Genomic DNA, 22313 nt, shown 5'->3' on the forward strand with positions numbered 1-22313 from the left:
GAGCCATGCTAGTCATAGGACTGACCGGTGGGATAGCGTCGGGGAAAAGTACCGTTGCGCGGATATTGGAACGACTCGGCGCCACGATTATCGATGCCGACCTCCTCGCGAGGGAAGCTGTTCTTCCCGGCACCCCGGCCCACCGGGCCATCGTGGCCGCCTTCGGCACGGAGATCCTCCTGCCGGACGCCACCATCGATCGCAAAGCGCTGGGGCGCATCGTCTTCGCCAATCCGGATGCGCGGCGACGCCTGGAGGCCATAACCCATCCCGCCATCGCCCGCCTGTCACAAGCGCGGCTGGCAGAGGCCCGCCGCTCCGACGCACCAGCGGTCTTTTACGTGGCGCCCCTGCTCATCGAGGCGGGAGCGGCTGACCGGGTTGACGATATCTGGGTAGTGTACGCCGATCGGGAGACACAGCTCGCTCGACTTACGGAGCGCGACGGAATCGGGCGAGGGGAGGCTGAACAGCGACTCGCAGCCCAGATGCCCATGGACGAAAAGGCTTCCTATGGCTCGGCCGTCATTGACAACCGGGGGACGTCAGAGGAGACGGAACGGCAGGTGGTTGCCCTTTGGAAGGAGAGAATAGAAAAAAACCCCCGGTAAATCCGGGGGTTTTTTTATTTGTGGTAGCCGAGTTTCATGGAAATCTCATCGGCGGCCTGCGTAATGAGGGGAATGAGTTCCTTTGCCATCCTCTCGTCGGTAAAACGCATGGATGGCCCGGAAAGACTGACCGCGCCGATGATCCGGCGGGTATAGTCACGGATCGGCGCGCCGGCACAGCGGACCCCCAGATCGAGTTCCTCGTTGTCGATGGCGTACCCCTGCTCCGCCACTTCCATCAGGTGCTTTCTCAGCACGTCACGGTCGGTGATCGTATTGGGAGTGTACGGCTTGAGCTCTTTGACAGGGAAAAAGGCATCAAGTTCTTCGTCGGGCATGTATGCAATCTGAACCTTTCCCGCTGCGGTGCAGTATGCCGGAAGCCGGGAGCCGACACGGGGTACAACCCGCACGGTGAGGTCGGTCTCCACCACATCCAGATAGACAATGCTCTGCTCCTTGAGAATCGCCACGTAGGCGGTCTCGTTGCACTCCTTGACGAGCCACTCGAGCACCGGCCGCGACTGGCGCAGAAGTCCCATCTGCTTGATGAAGGTCTGCCCCAGTTCCAGAGTCTTGAGCCCGAGCCGGTAGTTCTCCGTAACCCTGTTCTGCTCGATATAGCCCCGCGACTCCAGGGTGGCCAGGAGCCGGAACACGTTATTCTTGTGGAGTTTCAGCCGCTTGGAGAGCTCCGTAACGCCGAGTTCGTCCACATCTTCATGAAACTGCTCAAGAAGGTCAAGGGCGTGATCGACCGCCTGAATGATATATTCCGATTTATCCTTCTTGGCCATTGGCCCTCCTCTTTCACAGAAAGAAATAAGCCTTCTTACATAAGCTTTAAGGGGAAATAAGTCAAGGGTAACGTCTCTGCCAGAAACCGTCACTCCATTGTCAAGGCCCACTTCTCCGTTATATATTTATACGAAAACCCCTTGAACTGTAGAATATCGTTTTATAATTGTCAAGACTCATTATTTATTTTATAGTCGTCTCACGGAGATAGCGTCAGCCGATATCGATGGCCTCATACCATAACCTCATCCCAATCGATTATTTTTCCCGCCTTACCCAGGAGCCGGCGAGACTCCCGGACAACTCCATGTCTGTTCTATTCCAGGAGATTCTCCATGCTCAACCTGCGTAAAAAAATCCTTGTGGCCATTGATGGCTCCCCCTTCTCCGACAAAGCAGCCGAGGAAGCGGTCCGGATGGCTGCGGGGAACCCAAGCCAGTTCAAAAGCAAAATCTACGCCATGCTGGTCCTCCCCAATGCACCCCGGAGCACCTTCACCGACTTCGTCCCCCCGCCTCCCATCACGGAAACCAAGGAATGGGACGAACTGAGGGAGCGGGTCTTCTATGTCATCGAGAAGAACGCCAGGGAGGCGGATATCCCCCTCGAGATCAAGGTGGTGTATGGCGATCCCGCGGACGAGCTCATTGATTTCGCGGAAAAGGAACAGATTGACGTGATCGTGATCGGTAGTTCGGGGAAGGGATTCCTGAAACGGAAACTTCTGGGAAGCGTTTCCCACAAGGTGGTGAAGAACTCCCCCTGCTCGGTCTACATCGTCAGGGGATAGGGTGTTCGGTCTCCTTGCGGAGATAGGAGAGAATTTCCCTGAGGCTTTCAACGATGATCCGTTCGTCGCGGGGAAACTCTTCGGGGGAGAGTTCGAGGGTCAGGGTATCGTTGTAGCCGGTGCTGCGCAGATGATTGAGAAAGCGGGTAAGAGGAAGGATGCCGTGTCCCGGCAGCAGGTGCTCGCGACCGTGGCCATAGTCTGAGAAGTGGATGTTCCTGATCCGGCCGCTGTTGTAACAGAGATAGAAGTCGTTGATGAAGTTGGCCTTCCCCGACCCCATGTGGGTGGTGTCGAAGGTCATGAAAAGGTTGCGCTCCTGGATGAAGTCGATGAACTTCGTCGTGCTGGAGAGGATATGGGGGTTCATCCTGACCCGTTTCCCCACCCACGGCATGTTCTCCAGGGTGACGATGACCCCCCCCTGCCCCACCTCCTTCTGGAAATCCATCACCCGGTAGAGCCAGCGCCAGAACCCCAGTTCGAACCCCATCCACGAGGGGGGGTGGAAATTCACCAGCTGAACGCCGCAGTCGGCCGAGAGTTCCACGCACCGCTTCAGCGAGTCGATGGAGCTTCCCCAGCCATCCAGGGGCATGAAGGGGGCGTGCATGGAGTGAATCGGCAGGATTTCCGCAAGCTCCCGGATGAGGGTGCGGCAGTTGACCTTCTGGAAGTCCTGATTGACGATGAGCTCCACCCCGTCGAACCCCGCATCCCGGGCAATGGCCATGACCTTGCCGAGGGGAAACGTAAAGAGGGTGCCGGTGGAGAGGGATATCCGCATCCCGCCTACCCCTGCCCACTGATACTGCTGTAAACGATCTTCTGGAGGCTTCCCACCGCTTCGAGGCTCGCGTGAAGCTCGCGCTCGGCATCCTCTCCGAATTCTTCGGTATCAACGAGAATGCCGTTTTCCCCCGCAATCTCCCGCCGGATGCCATGGCGATAGAAACAATTCCAGGCCCGCAGGAGCCGTTCCGCCAGTTCCACGTCAATGCGCCCCTGGTAGAGAAGTCCCCGGATCCGCTCCGTTGTCGCCGTTTCCTGAATGTCGAAGCGTACCGTCATGATCCGCACGTTGGCCACAAGGGGACCGATACCGTAGAGGGCCAGATTGAACATCCCCCGCTCCAGCCGGAGCCTGCCGAAGAAGTCGAAGCCCGATTGCATCATTGCCGTCCGCCGGGCGATCTCCCGCAGGGGATCGATCTGGACCGAGAGAGCGGACCGGACCAGGTTGACCATTTCGGCGGCAAGGGAGGGATCGCCGGCCACCAGGCGCAGATCGGCCAGGCGGACGAGCCACTCCATGTCTCCTCCCCCCTCGACCGCCCTGGCGGCAATCCGCTGGCGCCACTCCGTGAGACTCCCGCGCCACGAGGAAGAGGCGGGGGTGATACCCGCGCGGCTGCCAATACTCAACCGCTCCAGCAGGGGGGCTGGCCTGCCGCTGAACCCCACAAAGGACGATCCGGCCTCGATTTCCTCGTGGACCAACAGAAAATCGCAGGCATCGAACCGGCTCACCTCCCCCCGCCCCGCAGCGCCGAGGGCCATCCAGCACCAGCGCCCGGCCGGCACCCCCACACCTCCCGCCGCCATCTGGCTCAAGGTTATCCTCAGGACTGCCCCCGTGATCCGGTCCAGGGCCACCGTGCGCATAAGGTGGTAGGCCGCAACCGATCCGCGACGGCTGAAGTAATCGGCCGCCATGGCCCGCAGCCGGTCCTGGATGGGCATGAGCTCCCGGACATCCTCTGCCTGGTCGGCTTCGTCCAGGACACGGGAAAAATCCTCCCGGCACCCCTGTTCAGCCGTCAGTTCCTCTTCCAGGGCATCCTTCACCCCCAAGAGCAGCAGCTCCTCGTCCCCGGCCGACAGGTGCGCCATGCGGACATAGAGTCCCTGGCGCACCTGCTCGATGAACTCGGCGGTCCCGCGCCGGGTAAGGATATCCTCCCCCCTCGCACCTAGTAACAGCGCCATGTCACAGCTCCTTTACCGTCATAGTCAGTCCATGTGGCCGTGAACCTGCTCGGCCAGGAACCGCCGGACCTCTTCAGGGGGCGGAGGGGTCAGGAGCGACACCGCTACCATTACGGCGATAACGGCCGGCGCGCCGAAAAAGGCCGACGAGGTAAGGGGGAAAATATCCGCCACTACCGGCAGAAAACGGCCGAATAGGGGAGTCGAAAAGGTAATGACGACCCCGGTCAGCATCCCTGCGATAACCCCGTGGCGGTTGGCCCGCCCCCACCAGATACCCAGGAGGAACGCGGGGAAAATGGTATTGCCGGCCAGGGCAAAGGCCACGGCGGTAATCTCGGCGATGAGTCCCGGCGGGTCCATGGCGATCACCAGCACCACCACGGCCAGGGCCACCACCGCCGCTTTGGAGAGGGCCATCTTGGTGGTCTCCGACGCCCGGGGGTTGATGAAACGGTAGTAGATGTCGTGGGAAAAAGAGGAGGCGCCGGTGATGAGGAGCCCGGCCACGGTGAAAAAGGCGGCGCTCACGGCCCCGGCGGCGAGAATCCCGATCATCCACGGGGGAAGCCCCCCCATGACCGCTGTCCTTATAACGATAAGGTCGGCCATTTTCTCGGCCGCGGCAGGCGGAAGGGTCATTCCGGCTCGGGCCTCCAGAAGCCGGGCAAAGACGGCGTAGGCCGGAGCCGACCAGTAGATGAGGGCGATGAAGAAGAGCCCCCACACGAGGCTCCACCGGGCGTCCCGGATGTTGGGGACCACGTAGAAGCGCGACAGCACGTGGGGGAGCCCTGCGGTCCCCACCATGAGGGTGAAGCAGAGGGATATCCACTGAAAGAGGGAACCCGAGGCAAAGGGGGCAGCGAAGTTGATGCCGAACTCCCGTTTCAGGTCCTGGATGGCCACCCCATAGCCGAACTGGGGGAGAACCCAGAAGTAGCCGAGCTTGTACGCCAGCACCATGAGGGGGAGAATGAAGGAGACAATGAGAAGCGTGTACTGGAGTTGCTGGTTGCGGGCCACACCCAGCACCCCCGAGATGATCACGTACCCAACCACCACGACGGCTCCCAGGATCACGCCGTTGCGATAGCCGGTGCCGAAGAGCCAGCCGAAGAGCATCCCGATCCCCTTGAACTGGGCCGTGCAGTAGATGATCGAGATGGTGATGGAGATGCCGGCGGAGATGAGACCTGCCATGGGCGACGCGTAACGGTCCCCCACGAAGTCCGGCGCCGTGTACTTGCCGAAACGCCGGATCTGTCCCGCCATGAGGACCAGAAGGAGTACGTACCCGCCGGTCCAGCCGATCACGTAGGCCAGGGCGTAATACCCGTGGAGGTAGAGGAGTCCCCCCATGCCGAGGAGGCTCGCAGCGCTCATCCAGTTGCTGGCGATGGCGGCCCCGCCGCCGATCCGGCCGATGTAGCGGCCACCGATGCCGTAATCGCTGGCGCTCCGGGCCCGGGCGCGGAGCCCCGCCACGATGAAGGAGGCAAGGGCAAGGGTGACAATGATGAGGGGTATGAGATTGGGCCCCGCGTCAGTCATGGCTTCGATCCTTCCTTCTGCTGTGCTGCTCCGTGTGCCGGTCGATGTAAATATTGAAGAGGATGCAGAGAATGATGAACCAGAGGGGGAGAAACTGGGCCGTGAACCAGAAATGCCAGGGGAACGAAAGGAAGGTGAGGCGAGTCAGGATACCCTCCCCCTGGGGAGTTTCGGAGAGGAGCCAGAGGATGGCCTGGACGCCGAAGTTGGCCACAGCCCAGCCAAGGAGGACGAAGAGGATGATCACCACCTCGCCGGTCATGTACCCCTTCCGGGGACGAAAGATGTTGACGTCGTACCACTCGCGATCATGCTCCATAGAGCACCTCCCCATGGGGAATCGGCTGCATTGCGGCTGTTTTACATTGTATCGGCTTTTACCGCGATTTCTCCAGGCCGCGGGCGTAATTCAATCCGGCCTACCCCCCTTCATGACCTCCCGCAGGACTGCCGTGGCGTAGCTCCCCTTGGGAAGCGAGAACTCCAGCACCAGCCCGTCAGCGTCCGCGGAAGCCCGCGGATCCCCCAGGGGAACCCGAAGGGGTCGCCGCTCCCCCTCCATCCGGAGCCCGCCGGGGAGGTCGAAGCTGGCCGGCTCCACCCCTTCGGCCGCCAGAAGCGACCGTTCCAGCGCCCCCTCTTCACCCTCGGGCATCATCATCCGGCAGCCGAAGAGGGGTCCGGTGGGGGAGATCTCGAAGTGCTCCGCCCGTGGCGCTTCGGCCGCGGGGTCCGTTACCAGGAAACAGGCGCCGTTGGCGTGCTTCCAGGCCAGATCACCCTCCTGGACGGTGTCGAGGGAGTCGAGCCGGGCCTCCACCACGTGGTCGAAAAGAGCCGACTGGCAGGCGGAGAGGTAGAGCTTCCTGAGCCGGGGATTGACCGCGCGGAAGGCCCCCTCGAAGTCGTCGGGGCGCTTCACGAGACGCTGGATGACGTCCCGCTCGGTGCGGCAGTGGCCCGGGAAGAGGCGCTGGCTCTCCTCCAGTTCCCCTCGTTGGTACGCCTCGATGGCGCTCCGCCATGCCTCCCCCGTAACCTTTGCCGGATCGCCCATGAGGAGATCCACCGCAGCGCACCAGTCGCCGGCCAGCATGGCCCGGCCGATGAGATGGCTGTTCCCCTGGGCACCGTAGCGCTGCTCCCCGAAGCGGTTGGGGACGCCGCGCCGTTCCAGCACCGCCAGGATCGCCTCGGCCCGGGCCACGGCGTCGGACACCACCCCCCTGACTCGGATCCGAAACCGGTTTCCCGCCAGGTGCCCCAGCTTCAGCTTGTTCCGGTGCCGTTCCGCGGAGAGAATGCGGATGCCGGGAAGCTCCAGGGCGAGCACCTCCTCGGGCTTCATCCGGGGGAGCGACACGGTCTGGCGGGTCACCCCCCGGGCATCCTTCATGCCCGCATACCCCACGTCCCGCTCGGAGAGCTTCAGTGCCCGGGCCAGGCGGCGGATGGCGTCCAGGGTCGTCACCCCCCGCTTCTCGATGAGGGCGTAGACGTGCTCTCCCTCGCCACAGGGGAGGTAGAGGGGAATCTCCTCCACCACGAAATCGTCGGCGGTCTCCTTGATGGTGCCTCCGGTGCCGGGGAGGCCGGCGGTCAGATAGCGCTTCTCGCCGCTCACGCTGCCCCCTCTGCCGTTTTCCGGTAGTGGACGAAGTAGATCCGCTTCCCCTCGGCCATGAACTTCATCATGTACTTGGAGAGATGGTACCCTTCCAACTCGTGGCGGTAACGGTCCGGGGCGAGCATATTCGCGTACCCCTCCACTCCCGGCATGAACTCCGCCACGTCGATGCCGTAGTCATCGAAGTCGGTGGCAAAGTAGAAATCGCCCCCCGGTGCCAGATACTCGCGGATGAACGCCGCAAACTCCCGGTTCACGAGGCGGCGCTTGCGGTGGCGCATCTTGGGCCACGGGTCGGGACAGTTGATGTGGACGGCACAGAGGGAACCCTTGGGAATGCGCTCGACGATGAACTTGCGGGCCTCGTCCCGCACGACCCGGACGTTGGGAATAGCCAGCCGTTCGAGGCGGCGGCAGGTCTTGTCGCACCCCTTGTTGTAAAAGTCGATGGCGATATAGTTGGTGCCGGGGTTGTCGGCGGCTGTCCTGGCGATGAAGTCGCCGATGCCGCAGCCGATCTCCAGGGCCAGGGGATTGGCGTTGCCGAAGACGGCGGCCCAATCGGCGGGCGTTGACAGTTCGTCAGGGTTCAGGAAAAAGGGTGAAGAGATTTCGATCATGCGCTGCATTCTTGTCGGTTCCTCGGGGTTGAAGTGGGCGTACCATACCACAAAAGCCCGGAAGCCCGGAAGCGCTTTTCTTGCCATTCCCGACCTCCTGTGCTATAGCTATCTGGTTGAAATAACGAAAAAAAGGAACACCAGATGAAATTCACCGACTTAAACCTCCCCGAACTGGTGCAACGGGGTATCGCCGACACCGGCTTCACCGACTGCACCCCGATCCAGGAAAAGACCCTTCCCCTGGCCCTTTCCGGTAAGGATGTGGCCGGCCAGGCCCAGACCGGCACCGGCAAGACTGCAGCCTTTCTCATCAGCCTCTTCACCCGGCTCCTGAAGAACCCCACGGAGGGAGAAACCCGCAATCCGCGCGCCCTGATCCTGGCTCCCACCCGGGAGCTCGTCGTCCAGATCGAGAAGGACGCCCAGGCCCTCGGGGCCCACTGCGGCTTCGTGATCCAGGCCATCTACGGCGGCGTCGACTACATGAAGCAGCGGAGCGCCCTCAAGGAAGGGGCCGACGTGGTGGTCGGCACCCCGGGGCGCCTCATCGACTACCTGAAGCAGAAGGTCTACTCCCTCAAGGAGATCGAGGTGCTGGTCATCGACGAGGCGGACCGGATGTTCGATATGGGGTTCATCGCCGACCTCCGCTTCATCCTCCGGCGGCTCCCCCCCTTCGACAAACGCCAGAACCTCATGTTCTCCGCCACCCTCAACCAGCGGGTGATGGAACTGGCCTACGAGTTCATGAACGTCCCCGAAAAGGTGGCGGTCACCCCCGAGCAGATGACCGCCGAGCGGGTGGAGCAGGTCCTCTACCACGTGGGGCGCAAGGAGAAATTCCCGCTCCTCCTGGGCCTCCTGCGCAAGAAGGGGATGGAGCGGACCATGATCTTCGTCAACACCAAGCGGGAGGCGGAGTTCCTGGACGAGCGGCTTAATGCCAACGACTTCCCCTGTCGGGTCATCTCCGGCGACGTGGAGCAGCGCAAGCGGATGAGGATTCTGGAGGACTTCAAGAACGGCAAGCTCCCGATCATGATCGCCACCGACGTCGCCTCCCGCGGCCTCCACATCGACGGGGTCTCCCACGTCATCAACTACGACCTTCCCCAGGACGCCGAGGACTACGTCCACCGCATCGGCCGCACCGCCCGGGCCGGCGCCGAGGGAAAGGCGATCTCCATGGCCGATGAGGACGGCGCCTTCCACCTGGAGGCGATCCACGAGTACATCAAGGACAAAATCCCGGTTGAATGGGCCGAGGACGACCTCTTCGTCCACGACTTCAAGCGGGTGAAACCGAAGCCCAAGGGGCACGAGACCCGAGCCAAGGGGCCGACCCGCCACGGCCGGAAGCACCCGGAAGGGGAGAAGAAAGAGGGAGAAGGGGAGGCGAAGAAGCGCCGCCGCGGGCCCCGGAAGAAACCGGCGGGGGAGAAGCCGAAGCCGGAATAGGAACCATTCAGAACAAGATGGATAGAGCGAAAAAGGGGAAAGGCCGACCAGCCTTTCCCCTTTTTTCGTTCATTGCGTCCCTGGCGGGACTCACTCGTACCGCAGCGCCTCGATGGGGTTCAGGTTGGCCGCCTTGCGGGCCGGGTAGAAGCCGAAGAAGACGCCGACGCCGGCGGAGAAGAGGAAAGCGATGATGATTGCCTGCGTGGAGATCAGGGTCGGCCACTGCATGATCTTCGAGACCGCCATGGCCCCCGCCACCCCGAGCCCCATGCCGATGATCCCCCCCGCCGTGGTGAGGAGCACCGCCTCGGTCAGGAACTGGAGGAGGATGTCCCGTTGTTTGGCGCCGATGGCCATCCGGATGCCGATCTCCCGGGTCCGCTCCGTGACCGAGACAAGCATGATGTTCATGATGCCGATGCCGCCGACGACCAGGGAGATGGAGGCCACGGCCCCCAGGAGGATCGACATGACCTTGGAGGACTGTTCCGATACCGCGAGGATCTCCGACAGGTTGCGCACCGTGAAGTCCCGCTCCCGGCTCGGACCGATCCGGTGGCGCTGGTCCAGGAGCGCGGTCACCTCTTCCTCGGCCTTTTTGAGAACATCGGCGCTTTTCGCCTGGATCATCATGGCGCCCACCGTGTTGGGGAACTGGCTGCCGAAGAGCTTGCGCTGGGCAGTGCGCAGCGGCACGAAGATCACGTCGTCCTGATCTGTCCCCTGGGGAGACTGCCCCTTGTGGTCCAGTATCCCGATGACGGTGAACGGTATCTTCTTGATCCGGATGATCTTGCCGATGGGATCAGCATCGCCGAAAAGGTTCTCGGCCACGGTCTGGCCAATGAGACAGTTCTTGGTGGCGCCGTCCACATCGGACAGAGAGATGTTTCTGCCGGTTGTCAGGGACCAGTCCCGGACGACGACCATCTCGGGGGTGCACCCCATGACGATGGTGGACCAGTTCTGATTGCCGTAGACGATCTGGGCCGAGCCCCGCACCGTAGGGGCCACATTCTCCACCGACGGGCATTCCGCCTTGATGGCCCGGGCGTCGTCGTAGGTGAGGGTCGGGGTGCCGCCGGCCCCGGTCCGCAGCCCCCCGCTGGTGGTGGAGCCGGGAAGGACCAGGAGGAGGTTGCTCCCGATGCTGGAGATCTGGTCGGAGATCATCTTGCTCGCCCCGGCACCAATGGCCACCATGGCGATGACGGCGGCGATCCCGATGATGATGCCAAGCATGGTCAGGAGTGCCCGCATCTTGTTGACCCGCAGCGCCCGGAGGGCGATCAGGAGACTTTGCCAGAGGGTCGTCATGGGGCCTCTCCCTGGGCCGGCGACGCCACGGCAGGGGAGGCGTTCGGCGAATCGGCGATGATGGTGCCGTCCCGGAAGACGAGATGGCGGCCGGTGAAGGCAGCCACATCCGGCTCGTGGGTGACCATGAGGATGGTGATGCCGTGGCGGTTCAGTTCCTGGAAGATGGCCATGATCTCGACGGTGGTCCGGGAGTCGAGGTTGCCGGTGGGCTCGTCGGCCATGATGATGGCCGGCTCGTTCACCAAGGCACGGGCGATGGCCACCCGCTGCTGCTGGCCCCCGGAGAGCTGGTTCGAGTAGTGGTCGGCCCGGCCGGCGAGCCCCACCCGCTCCAGGGCCGCCAGGGCCCGCTCCCGGCGGGCCGCAGCCGACACATGAGCATAGACCAGCGGCAGCTCCACGTTCTCCCGGGCCGTGGTCCGGGCCAGGAGGTTGAATCCCTGGAACACGAAGCCGATCTTGGTGTTCCGGATCTCGGCCAGCTCATTGCGGGAGAGCCCTCCCACATTCACCCCCTCCAGGAGATACTCGCCGCTGGTCGGGACATCGAGGCAGCCGAGCATGTTCATGCAGGTGGACTTGCCGCTCCCCGAGGCCCCCATGATGGCGACGAACTCTCCTTGGGAGACCGTGAAGGATATCCCCTTCAGGGCCTCCACCCGCTGGTCTCCCATGGTATAGACCTTGGTGACGTCGGTTATTTTGACCACCTCGCCCATCTAGAACCTCGGCCCCATGGATCCGCCCATGCCGCCCGCTTTTTTCTGCTGCGGGGTAACCTGTTCGATGATCACCTGGTCGTTTTCCTTGAGGTTCCCGGAAACCAGTTCCACCTGCCCATCGTTGCCGATGCCGGTCTTAACCGGCACCGGAACCGGCTTGTTCTCCGCCCCCAGGATGTAGACCTGCTGCCCACCTTCCCGCTTTTTCCTCCGCTGCTCCTGGCCAGCCTGCTGTCCCTTCGCCGCCTTCTCATCACCCCCCTTCTTGGGCCGGAACCGGAGCGCAGCGGAAGGGAGCTTCAGGACATTGTCCTTGCGGGCGGTCTCGATGCTGACATTGGCGGTCATCCCCGGCTTGAGCTTCATGTCCTTGTTGTCCACGTCGATCACCACCACGTAGGTCACGACGTTCTGGGTGACCACCGGTGCGTTGCGCACCTGGCGGACGGTGCCGGTGAAGCGGTTCTCGGGATAGGAGTCCACGGTGAAGCTGACCGGCTGCCCCACCTGCACCCGGCTGATGTCGGCCTCGTCCACGCTGGTGTCGATCTCCATGCGGGTCAGGTCCTGGGCGATGGTGAAGAGGGTCGGGGTCTGGAACGAGGCGGCCACGGTCTGCCCCACGTCCACGTTGCGGGAGACGACGATGCCGTCCACGGGCGAACGGATGGTGGCATAGCGGAGGTTGGTCTCCGACTGGCTGAAGGCGCCGCGGGTCTGGGCCACGCTTCCCTCGGCTGCTTTCACGGTGGCCTGGGCCATCTGGTAGCGGTTGTCGGCGGCGTCAAAATCGCTCTGGGAGACGACGCCGTCCTTGAGGAGCTGGCGGTTCCGCTCCTGGTTGCGCCGGGCATCTGCCAGATCAGCCCTCACCCTCTGGAGGTTGGCCTGGGCGTTCAGGTAGTTTCCCCGGGTCTGCTCCACCTGGGCCGAAAACAGGGAAGGATCGATCTGGGCGATGACCTGCCCCTTTTTCACCGGCGAGTTGTAGTCCACAAAGAGCTTCTGGATGGTGCCGGAAACCTGGGTACCCACCTGTACCGTCACCACGGCGGCAAGGTTGCCGGTGGCGGAGACAGTGGAGACAATATCCCCCCGCTCGATCTTGGCGGTCTTGAACACAGTTTCCGGCTTTTTGTTCAGGGTAAAGTACGCGGCAACGCCGGCCACCACGAGGACGGCAGCGGCGGGGATGAGGAATTTCTTCATGGGGGACCTCGGCGAGGATGATCTTTTATCGGAATTATGCTTTGTGTATAGATGAAAACGAGGCAAACCTCAACCGGTTGACACAAAAAAGCCCCCTGTCTTCATCAGACAGGGGGCTGGTGGTTAAGCCCGCCGCACTACGCGACGGGCATGCGTCGGCAACCCTCCTTGCAACGGGTTACCGGGCGAAGCATATAGATCGTGGTCCACATGGCCGAGGTCTCCTTTCGCAATGATGTTCCCGCGTTTGCGGGCCTGATTCAATAGTAATCACCCCCCCGGAGAATGTCAACGGAGGGGGCGATTAAATATCTTTATATACTACTGTCCGGTAAACTTTGATTGTACAGCTGTAACTTGTTGAACTTTATTGCTCTTTGGCACAATTGTTCTTTTTTCGACATGAATTCGTTCTGGGTGTAGCCTTCCTCCCTTTACAGGAGGGGAGCAATGCACACCGGTCCGACCGTTTTCAAACAACTTCTGCAGTTTCTGCCCCGGTACGAATTCAATCTCTGCGTTCGCCGACACCGTGGCGAGTATCGGGAGAAGAAGTTCTCGACCTATGACCAGTTCCTCTGCCTGGCTTATGCCCAGATGGCTGGCCGTGAGAGCTTGCGGGATATCGAGACCTGCCTGAACTCCCACCAGGAGAAGCTGTACCACATCGGCTTTCGTGGTGATGTCTCCCGCACGACCCTTGCCGACGCGAACGAGCGCAGGGACTGGCGTATCTTCCAAGACTTCGGTCATGTACTGATCGGCATAGCTCAGCAGCTGTACCAGGCTGATGCCATCGCCGTTGAGCTTACGCAACCGCTCTACGCCTTTGACTCGACCACTATCGACCTGTGCCTTACGCTGTTCCCATGGGCCGAGTTCCGCAAAACCAAGGCGGCGGTCAAGATGCATACGCTCATTGATCTGCGTGGTCCCATTCCAACCTGGGTCACTATTACCACTGGCAAGGTCCACGATGTCAGGATGCTGGACCATCTGCCGGTTGCAAAGGATGCCATTTACACGATGGACAGAGGGTATGTCGATTTTGCCCGGCTCCACTCCATCCACAAGCAGGGAGCATTCTTCGTAGTTCGGGCAAAGGACAACCTGAAATGCCAGCGGTTATATTCCCATCCGAAGGACAAGGAATCAGGTGTACGGGCAGACCAGATTATCACCCTGGTGACGCAGAAGTCGAAAAAGGGGTATCCGGAGAAACTGCGCCGGGTCAGCTATGTTGACAAAGAACGGAACAAGCGACTCGTATTTCTCACGAACAACTTCGAGATTCCGGCAGCGACGGTGGCTGCGATTTACAAGCAGCGCTGGCAGGTGGAGCTGTTTTTCAAATGGATCAAACAGCACCTGCGGATCAAGTCGTTCATCGGAACGTCAGTCAATGCCGTGAAGAGCCAGATATGGGTTGCCTTGTGCATCTATCTGCTGGTGGCGATCACGAAAAAGAAGTTGGGGGTTCCGTGTTCGCTCTACACTTTTCTACAGATTCTGGAGGTCAACTTGTTCGAGAAAAAGCCCATTTCATCGCTGGTTGCGGAGGCTCTCAAGCGAAATGCTGATTATCCTGAGCGCAACCAACTGAACTTATTCAACTATTAACCGGACAGTAGTGATCTTTATACACATTTCTTAATCATTTTCAGGAGCGCCCCTTCCCGCACGCCGAGTGCCCCCTCGGGACAGAGTTCCCGGCAGCAGAAGCAGCGGATGCAGGCGTGGTAGTCGAAAGCCAGCTTCCCGTCCTGGATGGTGATGGCCCCGGGGGGGCAGGCATCGCGACAGATGCCGCAGAGGGTGCACGCCTCGGGATTGCCACAGGGACGCGAGGTGAGGTAGTGGCGAAGCCGGTTCTTGAGGAAGCGGGGAAGGCCGAACTGGACATCGGAAATGTGGGGAAGACGGAAGGGGGAAACCTTCGCTTCGTCAACGGGTACGCCGCGGGTGTCGATGGTGGCCCGGTCCCAGCCCTCGATGCCGAGCTTCTCGGCGGCCCGCTCCACCCAAAGGAGCTTCTTCGGGATGCCGGCCAGTTCGGCGGCGATGACATCCACCGCCACCGGGTTCGTCCCGGCGAGGAGGAGCCCGCAGAGGCGCGGGTCGCCGCTTCCCGGTCCGTCCCCCTCCATGGCGAGGATGCCGTCAACGATGGTCAGGTCGGGCCTGCGCAAGAGATAGATCTCCAGGAGCATCCGGGCAAAGAGCTCCCGGTCGGCCCCCGCCTTCAGGTGCCAACCCGCCTTGGCGGCCCCCACCACCGCGCCGAAGAGGTTCTTCACGGCGCAGGTCATGGTCATCATCTCGTGGGTTTTGAGCTTGGGGAGGTTGATGAGGCGGTCCGCCTCCAGATAGGGGCGGGCGATCTGGAACTCCCGAAAGAGCCCCTTGCCCCGTACCGTCACCGTCTCGTCAAAGGGGATGAACTCGGCCCCGGTCTCCTCCACCACGGCAAGGATACCGCTTCGCTCCGCCACCCGCCGGATGCCGCCGACGCCGGGGGAGTCACCCACGAGGGGAATCCCACCCGCCTCCCGCACGAGCCCGATCACCTGCCGGAGCAGCTCCGGGTGAGTCGTGACCGCCCGCTCCGGCTCCTTCGCAGCAAGCATGTTCGGCTTGAGAAGAACCCTCTCCCCAGGCTTGACGAAGGAGGCCATCCCCCCAAAGGGTTCGAGAAGGCGGTCCAGAGCAGGCCTGACCACGTCGGACTGGTAATCCCCGGCCCGCTCGATGGCGACGGCGTGCCTCACTCCTCCACCCGCTCGGTGATGAGCCGCACCTGCCGTTCGTGGAACCAGTAGTACCAGATCCAGTTGAGCATGACGACGATCCGGTTGCGGAAGCCGATCAGGTAGTAAAGGTGGAGGAGTAGCCAGACGAGCCACGCCGAAAAGCCCCGGAACTTCATGCCGAAGGCGCACGCCACCGCCGCACTCCGGCCGATGGTGGCCATGCTTCCCCGGTCCCGGTAGCGGAACGGTTTGGGAGTTTCACCCTTCTCCCGGGCCACGATGGCCTCGCCGGCGTAGGTTCCCATCTGCATCGCCACCGGCGCCACCATGGGAAGCGCCGCGCCGTCCTGCTCGAGGTGCGCCATGTCGCCGATGACGTAGACTTCGGGATGACCGGCAAGGGTCAGGTCCGGCTCCACGGGAATCCGCCCCCCCGGCTTGGGGGTGACGCCGAGGGTCGCGGCCAGGGGGGCAGCCTTGACCCCCGCCGACCAGAAGAGGGTATGGGCCGGGATGATGGCGCCGTCGTGGAGGATGACCCGCTCGGGCTCCGCATCCACCACCCGGGCGTTGAACAGGACCTCCACCCCCATGGCCCGGAGCTTCTCCAGGGTGTACACCTGCAGCTCCTGCGGCATGGCGGCCAGGAGCCGGTCGAATGCCTCCACGAGGACCACCCGGGCCGCCTGGACGCTCAACTCCGGGTAATCCTTGGCCAGGACGTAGCGGACGAGCTCCATGAGTGCCCCGGCAAATTCCACCCCGGTGGGTCCGCCACCCACGATGACGAAGGTCATGAGGGCCCGCCGCTTCGCCGGGTCGGGCTCCACCACGGCCCGTTCAAAGGCGGTGAGGATATGGTTGCGGAGCCGCTCCCCGTCCACCAGTTCCTTCAGGTCGAAGGCGTGGCGCTCCACCGATTCGAGGCCGAAGTAGTTGGTGACGCTCCCGGCGCCGATAATCAGATAGTCGTAAGGGATGCGGCCGTTGCCGGTCACCACCTCCCGGGCCGGGAAATCGACCCCGGCCACCTCCGCCAGGTGGAAGCGGGTGCCGCGCCATTCGCGGGCCATGGCCCGCACCGGGTAGGCGATGGATTCCTGCTCGAGGCCCGCCGTCCCCACCTGGTAGAGGAGGGGCTGAAAGAGGTGGTAGTTGTTCCGGTCCACCAGCACCACGTCGAGCCCCTTCCCTGCCAGCACGCGGGCCGCCCTGATGCCGCCGAACCCCATGCCGATAATAACCACCCGTTTCACGCTCTCATGTACCTCCAGGATTGATTGACTATTCCGAAACTTACTTTCAAAGCCGTACCCGCGCCTTGACCGTGGTCAAAACCACAGGGAAACGAAAGAAGAATATCCTGTTTTCCTCTCGGAAACAACCGGGGTTCGGTTTAGGGAAAGAATCTGCTATGCTGTTGGCAGCAAAAAGGAGTCCCCATGGAACAGGAGATAGCAGCCTTCATCCGGCACCTGGAAACGGAGCGCAACGTCTCGCCCCACACCCTCGCCGCCTACCGCTCGGACCTGGCCCAGTTCCGGGAGTTCGTCCGGCAGGAAACGGGAGCGGCGGCGGAACCGGAAGGGGTTTCGCACCTCCTGATCCGGCGCTGGCTCGCGCTCCTGCACCGGGACCACACCAAAAGCTCCGTGGGGCGGAAGCTAGCGGCGGTGCGGGCCTTTTTCAAGCACTTGATCCGGACCGGGCGCCTCGTCAAGAATCCCGCCGAGCTCGTCTCCACCCCCAAGAAGGAAAAGAAGGTCCCCTATCACCTCTCCATCGACGAGGCGACCGCCCTGGTGGAAACCCCAAAGGAGCCGGACATCCTGAGCCTGCGGGACCGGGCCATCCTCGAAACCCTTTACTCCTGCGGCGTCCGGGTGTCTGAACTGACCGGCCTGAACATAGGGGGGATCGACCTGGATGACGGCACCGCGCGGGTTCTCGGCAAGGGGGGAAAGGAGCGGATCGTGCCGGTGGGAAGCATCGCCCGCGCCGCCCTCTCCCACTACCTGACCGCCCGAAACCATCCCCCCCTCGACGCCCCCCTCTTCACCAATGCCCGGGGGGGACGCCTCACCCCCCGCAGTGTCCGGCGCGTGGTGGACAAGCATATCCTCCGGATCGCCGCCATGCGAAAGATTTCCCCCCACACCCTCCGGCACACCTTCGCCACCCACCTGCTGGAAGGGGGAGCCGACCTGCGAGCCATCCAGGAGCTTCTGGGGCACGCCTCCCTCTCCACGACCCAGAAGTACACCCATGTCGGCATCGACCGCCTCATGGAAGTCTACGACAAGGCCCACCCCAAGGCCCGGAAATAATTCCTTGTCATTTCATTAATTATCCCGTAGAGTGACCGACGACTGATCAACGCTCAGGCGGAACCTGCCTTCAGGCACACCCACGAAGTACTCCCGCCATTTGCTTCATCGCTCACTAACCCCCTCTGCTTTCGGCAACGCCCCACGGCGCAGCAGCACTCACGGTTGGCGACGATGTATCATGCCAGTCATTCTGTGTTGCTGCCGTCCCCTTTCAGGGCATCAGGTTGCCCTGCGGCTCACACGCGTACTCATTTCCGTCTTTTCCGGTAACGATCACGGCGCCCTTCGCGACGCGCGTGGCATGGTGCGTTGCATGCCCGCAATCCGTCCGGCTGTGCCCGTTGGCGTTTGGAAACGACCTAAGGAACCGATTCATGACGTTTGCTGAACTGAACCTCCTCCCCCCCATTCTCAAGGCGGTCGCCGCCTGCGGCTACACCGACCCGACCCCGATCCAGGCCCAGGCGATTCCCAGGGCACTGGAGGGCCGCGACCTTCTCGCCACGGCCCAGACCGGCACCGGCAAGACCGCAGCCTTTGTCCTTCCAGCCCTCCAGCGTCTGGCTCGGCCGGCCCAAAAGCCCGGTCGGGGACCCCGCGTCCTGGTCCTCACCCCCACCCGGGAACTGGCCCAACAGGTAACCGACGCGGTCCGCTCCTACGGTAAGTTCCTGCGGATACGCAGCGGCGCCATCCTTGGCGGCATGCCCTACCGGGAGCAGCTCCGGCTCCTCTCGGCGCCGGTGGACCTGATCGTGGCCACACCGGGGCGCCTCGTGGACCTGCTGGACCGGAGAAGCCTCGACCTCTCCCGCCTGGAGTTGCTGATTCTCGACGAGGCAGACCGGATGCTCGACATGGGTTTCAGCGATGATGTCGACCGGGTCGCCGCCGCCTCCCCCTCCGACCGCCAGACCCTCCTCTTCACCGCCACCATGGACGCCACCATGGCGCGCCTGGCGGGGCGGCTCCTGAACGAACCGGAGCGCATCGAGGTCGCGGGCACCAAGACGACCCATGAGCATATCGAGCAGCGCCTCCACGTGGCTGACGACCTCTCCCACAAGAACAGGCTGCTTCAGCATCTGATCACCGATGGCGATGTCCGGAAGGCGATCATCTTCTCCGCCACCAAGCGCGATGCCGAAAACATGGCTATCGAACTCAGGAGCCAGGGGCACTCCGCCGCGGCACTCCACGGCGACATGCCCCAGAGTGCACGCAACCGGACCATCGCCGCCATGAAGCAGGGGAGAATCCGGCTCCTGGTGGCTACTGACGTGGCAGCCCGGGGCCTCGACGTCTCCGGCATCAGCCATGTGATCAACTTCGACCTGCCTAAATTCGCCGAGGATTACGTCCATCGCATCGGCCGCACCGGCCGGGCAGGGGCATCGGGGATCGCCATCTCCTTCGCCTCCCTCAATGAGGTCAGCTACCTGGCCCGGATCGAGCGCTACATCGGCCAAACCCTTCCCGAGCACCAGATTCCGGGTCTGGAGCCCCGCCGGCCCCTTCACCGTGTTTCTACCGGCAGGGGAAGCAGGCCGGGGAACTCCACCGGCGGTCCCCGGAAAAGTTACGGAAACCGCGACGCTGCCAAGACGGGCGGCAGGCCCGGCAACGCCAAGCGTTCCCCCTGGGGCAAGCACACCACTTCCAACGGTCCAGTCGTTGAATATCGCAGCTCCAAGGGACGCGAGGGGAGCGGCCAACCCCGCCGACAGTCCTGATCGAGCAAAGCGTCATCTTCGGGGTCTCTCCCTTACCGGCGACGGACTTCCTTCAAGGCGTCCGTCGCTCCTCTCCGCAGACACGAAAAAAGCCCCGCCGGTTTCCCGGCGGGGCTTTTTTCGTGTCTGGCACTGACTGTTGATCTTACTCGCAGAGGTCGATCTTCACGTCCCAGTTCTTGATCTTCATGGTGCCGTTCTGAGCCAGGTTGAGATGCATCTTGAAGGCGCGGTCCCACAGCTGCGGCTCGTGACCGACCTTCTTGGCGAGGCAGTCTTTGGTGGCTATTTCCAGGTACTCGCTGAGAATCGGCTTGTAATCCGGGTGTGCGCACTTTTCAATGATCCGCTTGGCCCGGTCCTTCGGCGCCATACCGCGGAGGTCGGCCAGACCCTGCTCGGTAACGACGCAGTCAAGGTCGTGCTCGGTGTGGTCGATGTGGGAGCAGTGCGGCACCACGCAGGAGATACCGGTCGGGTCGGTCTTGGACGGCCGGCTCGACGGGGTGTGCATGATCTTCAGGAAGCCGTTGCGGAGGAAGTCGCCGGAACCGCCAAGGCCGTTGATCATCCGGGTACCGCCGACCAGCGTGGAGTTAGCGTGAGCATAGATGTCGATCTCGACCGGGGTGTTCATGGCGATGCACCCGAGGCGGCGGATCGGTTCCGGCGCGTTGGAGATGGAGAGGGGCCGGAGGGTGATCTTGTCGAAGTACTTATCCCAGTTCTCGAAGAAGCGGGGGAATCCCGGAGTCTCCGAGAGGGAAAGGGAGCAGGAGGAAGCGGCGTCCAGCTTGCCCGAGTCGAAGAGGTCAAGCATGGTGTCCTGAAGAACCTCGGTGTAAACAGTCAGGTTGGTGAACGGCCCCTTTGCCAGCCCACCGATAACGGCGTTGGCGATGGAACCGACGCCCGACTGGAGCGGGAGGAGGTTCTTGGGGAGACGGCCCATCTTCACTTCGTGGCTGAAGAAGTCGATGATGTTGTTGGCAATGGCCTCGGAGGTGTCGTCCTGCTCGGAGAAGGCGCGCCCCTTGTCCCGGTGCTTGGACTCGACCACGGCGATGATCTTGCTCGGGTCGCACGGCACGTAGGTGGTGCCGATCCGCTCGCCGGCATGGGTGATGCCGAGGATTTGGCGCTTCGGCGGATGGTTGCAGACAACGATGTCGTGCATCCCCTCGAAGGAGGGCTCGCCGGTGTTCACCTCGACGATGATCTTGTCGCAGATCATGAGGATTTCGGGGATGACGCCACAGGAGGTTGTGGGGACCAGGCCGCCGTCCTCGGTGATGGCGGAGACTTCGATGATGGCGAGGTCAAGCTTGCCGGTTTCGCTGTCCTTGGTGTAGAAGCCGTAGCCAAGGTCCTGGGCGAAAAGAGAGAGGTGCTTGTCGCCCATCCGGATGCGGCCTTCGTTGATGCCGGCGGCGATGTTCTTGCCGGTCTGGTACGGCCAACGGCGGTCGATCATGTCGAGGGTGGCCCAACGGTCTTCGGTTTCGGCCCCGACGGAGGCGCCGATGAAGAGGTTGAACTTCATCTTGCCCTGGAGGTTGTTCTTCTCAACGTGGTCAGCCAGTGCGATGGGCACTGCCTTGGGATAACCGGCCGGGGTAAAACCGGACCAGCCGAGGTTCATGCCCGGCTTGAAAAACTGGACAGTTTGCTCGGGGGTCATGACCTTACTGAGCAGTGACTTGCAACGTACGCGGTCTTGCAGTGTGCCGTACTCTGACATCTCTTACCTCCGTTTTGTGATGGTGATTACAAGCAAAGCCTGTAAACGCTGGTACAAAAGTTGACACTACCCAAACACCTGAAACGAAAAATCCGTCAAATTCGCGATAGCGTTTACCTAAAATTAGAACCGGATTTTACTTGCGCACCATTCTTTAGTCAAGCTAAAAAATTATTAACTATTCATGGAGTAGCGCGGGTGATGCGGCATACTGCATACACTTTCAGACATCTGCACAATAGGAAAAGAAAGAGTGATGTCACGACGACACCTTGCGGTCCAGGCTGCGGTATTGGATCGCCTCGGAGACATGCTGCTCCCTGACCGCATCGCTCCCATCCAGGTCAGCGATGGTGCGGGCCACTTTGAGGATGCGGCTGTAGGAGCGGGCCGAAAGGCCGAGCCGATCAGTGACCAGCTCCAGCATCCGACTGCCGGCCGCGTCCGGCTCACAGAACTTCTTTATGAAACGGGGTGTCATCTGGGCGTTGCTGTGAACTTTGGAGCCCCGGAAACGATCCCGCTGGACCTCCCGGGCACGCTCCACGCGACTGCCGATGGCCCGGGAGCTTTCACCCTCGCTGCGGTCGGCCAGATCGCGGTACTTGACGGCGGGAACCTCGATGTGGATATCGATCCGGTCCAGAAGCGGCCCGGAGATGCGGGACCGGTAGCGCTGGACCATGACCGGCGTGCAGGAGCAGGGGTGGAGGGGATCTCCCAGATAGCCGCAGGGGCAGGGGTTCATGGCCGCCACGAGCATGAAGCGCGACGGATAGGTAAGGGACATGAGAGAGCGGGAGATGGAGACGCGACCGTCCTCCAGAGGTTGGCGGAGAACCTCCAGGACATGTTTCTTGAACTCCGGTAATTCATCGAGGAAAAGAACACCATGGTTCGCCATGGAGACCTCACCGGGGCGGGGTGTGTTCCTGTCATTTTTAATAGTTCGTGCTACCAATTCCCACCTGCTCCCGAAGTCGCTTTTACGCGTCGAATATAGCCATTTATGCTAAATTGTCAACATAGATTAATTGTTTCAAATTTTAAAAGT

Annotated in this window: 20 protein-coding genes; 6 read left to right on the forward strand and 14 right to left on the reverse strand. The window is 62.1% G+C overall.

Annotated elements, in window-relative coordinates:
• Window positions 1-5 precede the first annotated feature (5 nt).
• Complete coding sequence (gene coaE / locus GMET_RS15175) at window positions 6-611, forward strand: dephospho-CoA kinase (RefSeq protein WP_004514340.1); 606 nt, start codon at window positions 6-8, stop codon at window positions 609-611.
• 14 nt (window positions 612-625) lie between these two features.
• Here coaE and GMET_RS15180 read toward each other — a convergent pair whose 3' ends face one another.
• Window positions 626-1408 (reverse strand): IclR family transcriptional regulator, encoded by a 783-nt coding sequence (locus GMET_RS15180; protein ID WP_004514341.1) that lies wholly within the window; start codon window positions 1406-1408, stop codon window positions 626-628.
• A 336-nt stretch (window positions 1409-1744) separates the two neighbouring features.
• Between GMET_RS15180 and GMET_RS15185 the strand changes: the two genes are divergently transcribed.
• Complete coding sequence (locus tag GMET_RS15185) at window positions 1745-2200, forward strand: universal stress protein (RefSeq protein ID WP_004514342.1); 456 nt, start codon at window positions 1745-1747, stop codon at window positions 2198-2200.
• On the opposite strand, the gene GMET_RS15190 is transcribed toward GMET_RS15185, so the two are convergent.
• The 6 genes from GMET_RS15190 to trmB all read right to left on the reverse strand — a co-directional run bounded on the left by GMET_RS15190 (window position 2190) and on the right by trmB (window position 7999).
• Entirely contained in the window at window positions 2190-2987 is a 798-nt protein-coding gene (locus GMET_RS15190; protein WP_004514343.1) for a sugar phosphate isomerase/epimerase family protein, read from the reverse strand. The genes GMET_RS15185 and GMET_RS15190 overlap by 11 nt on opposite strands.
• A gap of 5 nt (window positions 2988-2992) precedes the next feature.
• Complete coding sequence (locus tag GMET_RS15195) at window positions 2993-4189, reverse strand: putative nucleotidyltransferase substrate binding domain-containing protein (protein WP_004514344.1); 1197 nt, start codon at window positions 4187-4189, stop codon at window positions 2993-2995.
• 24 nt (window positions 4190-4213) lie between these two features.
• Window positions 4214-5743, reverse strand: coding sequence for a VC_2705 family sodium/solute symporter (locus tag GMET_RS15200; protein ID WP_004514345.1), 1530 nt, complete (start codon window positions 5741-5743; stop codon window positions 4214-4216).
• Window positions 5736-6062: a DUF4212 domain-containing protein gene (locus GMET_RS15205; RefSeq protein WP_004514346.1), complete on the reverse strand. Its 327-nt coding sequence runs from the start codon at window positions 6060-6062 to the stop codon at window positions 5736-5738. The genes GMET_RS15200 and GMET_RS15205 overlap by 8 nt, the downstream gene beginning before the upstream one ends.
• Before the next feature lie 90 nt (window positions 6063-6152).
• A complete protein-coding gene (gene truD / locus GMET_RS15210) occupies window positions 6153-7367 on the reverse strand; it encodes a tRNA pseudouridine(13) synthase TruD (RefSeq protein WP_004514347.1) in 1215 nt (404 codons plus the stop codon).
• Window positions 7364-7999, reverse strand: a complete 636-nt coding sequence (trmB, locus tag GMET_RS15215) for a tRNA (guanosine(46)-N7)-methyltransferase TrmB (RefSeq protein WP_011366135.1) — start codon at window positions 7997-7999, stop codon at window positions 7364-7366. The genes truD and trmB overlap by 4 nt, the downstream gene beginning before the upstream one ends.
• Window positions 8000-8134: 135 nt before the next feature.
• Here trmB and GMET_RS15220 point away from each other — a divergent pair, with 135 nt between their 5' ends.
• Window positions 8135-9451, forward strand: coding sequence for a DEAD/DEAH box helicase (locus GMET_RS15220; protein ID WP_004514349.1), 1317 nt, complete (start codon window positions 8135-8137; stop codon window positions 9449-9451).
• Between the two features lie 90 nt (window positions 9452-9541).
• Here the strand turns inward: GMET_RS15220 and GMET_RS15225 are convergent, their stop codons facing one another.
• The 3 genes from GMET_RS15225 to GMET_RS15235 are packed head-to-tail and all read right to left on the reverse strand — an operon-like array spanning window position 9542 to window position 12705.
• Window positions 9542-10771, reverse strand: a complete 1230-nt coding sequence (locus GMET_RS15225; RefSeq protein ID WP_004514350.1) for an ABC transporter permease — start codon at window positions 10769-10771, stop codon at window positions 9542-9544.
• Window positions 10768-11493, reverse strand: a complete 726-nt coding sequence (locus GMET_RS15230) for an ABC transporter ATP-binding protein (RefSeq protein WP_004514351.1) — start codon at window positions 11491-11493, stop codon at window positions 10768-10770. The genes GMET_RS15225 and GMET_RS15230 overlap by 4 nt, the downstream gene beginning before the upstream one ends.
• Window positions 11494-12705, reverse strand: a complete 1212-nt coding sequence (locus GMET_RS15235; protein WP_004514352.1) for an efflux RND transporter periplasmic adaptor subunit — start codon at window positions 12703-12705, stop codon at window positions 11494-11496.
• 450 nt (window positions 12706-13155) lie between these two features.
• Between GMET_RS15235 and GMET_RS15240 the strand changes: the two genes are divergently transcribed.
• The gene (locus GMET_RS15240; protein ID WP_004514806.1) at window positions 13156-14325 is read left to right on the forward strand and encodes an IS4-like element ISGme2 family transposase; all 1170 of its coding nucleotides are present in this window, start codon (window positions 13156-13158) and stop codon (window positions 14323-14325) included.
• Window positions 14326-14342: 17 nt separating this feature from the next.
• Here the strand turns inward: GMET_RS15240 and GMET_RS15245 are convergent, their stop codons facing one another.
• Both GMET_RS15245 and GMET_RS15250 read right to left on the reverse strand, forming a co-directional pair.
• Window positions 14343-15473, reverse strand: coding sequence for a DUF362 domain-containing protein (locus GMET_RS15245; RefSeq protein ID WP_011366136.1), 1131 nt, complete (start codon window positions 15471-15473; stop codon window positions 14343-14345).
• The gene (locus GMET_RS15250; protein ID WP_004513601.1) at window positions 15470-16711 is read right to left on the reverse strand and encodes an NAD(P)/FAD-dependent oxidoreductase; all 1242 of its coding nucleotides are present in this window, start codon (window positions 16709-16711) and stop codon (window positions 15470-15472) included. The genes GMET_RS15245 and GMET_RS15250 overlap by 4 nt, the downstream gene beginning before the upstream one ends.
• A gap of 186 nt (window positions 16712-16897) precedes the next feature.
• Here GMET_RS15250 and xerC point away from each other — a divergent pair, with 186 nt between their 5' ends.
• Window positions 16898-17782, forward strand: a complete 885-nt coding sequence (gene xerC / locus GMET_RS15255; RefSeq protein ID WP_004513602.1) for a tyrosine recombinase XerC — start codon at window positions 16898-16900, stop codon at window positions 17780-17782.
• A gap of 377 nt (window positions 17783-18159) precedes the next feature.
• Window positions 18160-19518, forward strand: coding sequence for a DEAD/DEAH box helicase (locus GMET_RS15260; protein WP_004513603.1), 1359 nt, complete (start codon window positions 18160-18162; stop codon window positions 19516-19518).
• Window positions 19519-19663: 145 nt separating this feature from the next.
• Here the strand turns inward: GMET_RS15260 and GMET_RS15265 are convergent, their stop codons facing one another.
• Together GMET_RS15265 and GMET_RS15270 are read right to left on the reverse strand one after the other, a co-directional pair.
• Entirely contained in the window at window positions 19664-21259 is a 1596-nt protein-coding gene (locus tag GMET_RS15265) for an acetyl-CoA hydrolase/transferase C-terminal domain-containing protein (RefSeq protein WP_004513604.1), read from the reverse strand.
• Between the two features lie 259 nt (window positions 21260-21518).
• Window positions 21519-22220: a YifB family Mg chelatase-like AAA ATPase gene (locus tag GMET_RS15270; protein WP_081431803.1), complete on the reverse strand. Its 702-nt coding sequence runs from the start codon at window positions 22218-22220 to the stop codon at window positions 21519-21521.
• Window positions 22221-22313: the final 93 nt, after the last annotated feature.

The organism is Geobacter metallireducens GS-15, from assembly GCF_000012925.1.
Lineage (GTDB): Bacteria > Desulfobacterota > Desulfuromonadia > Geobacterales > Geobacteraceae > Geobacter > Geobacter metallireducens.

Coding starts and splice junctions, on each gene's coding strand:
- coaE (WP_004514340.1), top strand. CDS start 6: ATGCTAGTCATAGGACTGACCGGTGGGATAGCGTCGGGGAAAAGTACC.
- GMET_RS15180 (WP_004514341.1), bottom strand. CDS start 1,408: ATGGCCAAGAAGGATAAATCGGAATATATCATTCAGGCGGTCGATCAC.
- GMET_RS15185 (WP_004514342.1), top strand. CDS start 1,745: ATGCTCAACCTGCGTAAAAAAATCCTTGTGGCCATTGATGGCTCCCCC.
- GMET_RS15190 (WP_004514343.1), bottom strand. CDS start 2,987: ATGCGGATATCCCTCTCCACCGGCACCCTCTTTACGTTTCCCCTCGGC.
- GMET_RS15195 (WP_004514344.1), bottom strand. CDS start 4,189: ATGGCGCTGTTACTAGGTGCGAGGGGGGAGGATATCCTTACCCGGCGC.
- GMET_RS15200 (WP_004514345.1), bottom strand. CDS start 5,743: ATGACTGACGCGGGGCCCAATCTCATACCCCTCATCATTGTCACCCTT.
- GMET_RS15205 (WP_004514346.1), bottom strand. CDS start 6,062: ATGGAGCATGATCGCGAGTGGTACGACGTCAACATCTTTCGTCCCCGG.
- trmB (WP_011366135.1), bottom strand. CDS start 7,999: ATGCAGCGCATGATCGAAATCTCTTCACCCTTTTTCCTGAACCCTGAC.
- GMET_RS15220 (WP_004514349.1), top strand. CDS start 8,135: ATGAAATTCACCGACTTAAACCTCCCCGAACTGGTGCAACGGGGTATC.
- GMET_RS15225 (WP_004514350.1), bottom strand. CDS start 10,771: ATGACGACCCTCTGGCAAAGTCTCCTGATCGCCCTCCGGGCGCTGCGG.
- GMET_RS15230 (WP_004514351.1), bottom strand. CDS start 11,493: ATGGGCGAGGTGGTCAAAATAACCGACGTCACCAAGGTCTATACCATG.
- GMET_RS15235 (WP_004514352.1), bottom strand. CDS start 12,705: ATGAAGAAATTCCTCATCCCCGCCGCTGCCGTCCTCGTGGTGGCCGGC.
- GMET_RS15240 (WP_004514806.1), top strand. CDS start 13,156: ATGCACACCGGTCCGACCGTTTTCAAACAACTTCTGCAGTTTCTGCCC.
- xerC (WP_004513602.1), top strand. CDS start 16,898: ATGGAACAGGAGATAGCAGCCTTCATCCGGCACCTGGAAACGGAGCGC.
- GMET_RS15260 (WP_004513603.1), top strand. CDS start 18,160: ATGACGTTTGCTGAACTGAACCTCCTCCCCCCCATTCTCAAGGCGGTC.
- GMET_RS15265 (WP_004513604.1), bottom strand. CDS start 21,259: ATGTCAGAGTACGGCACACTGCAAGACCGCGTACGTTGCAAGTCACTG.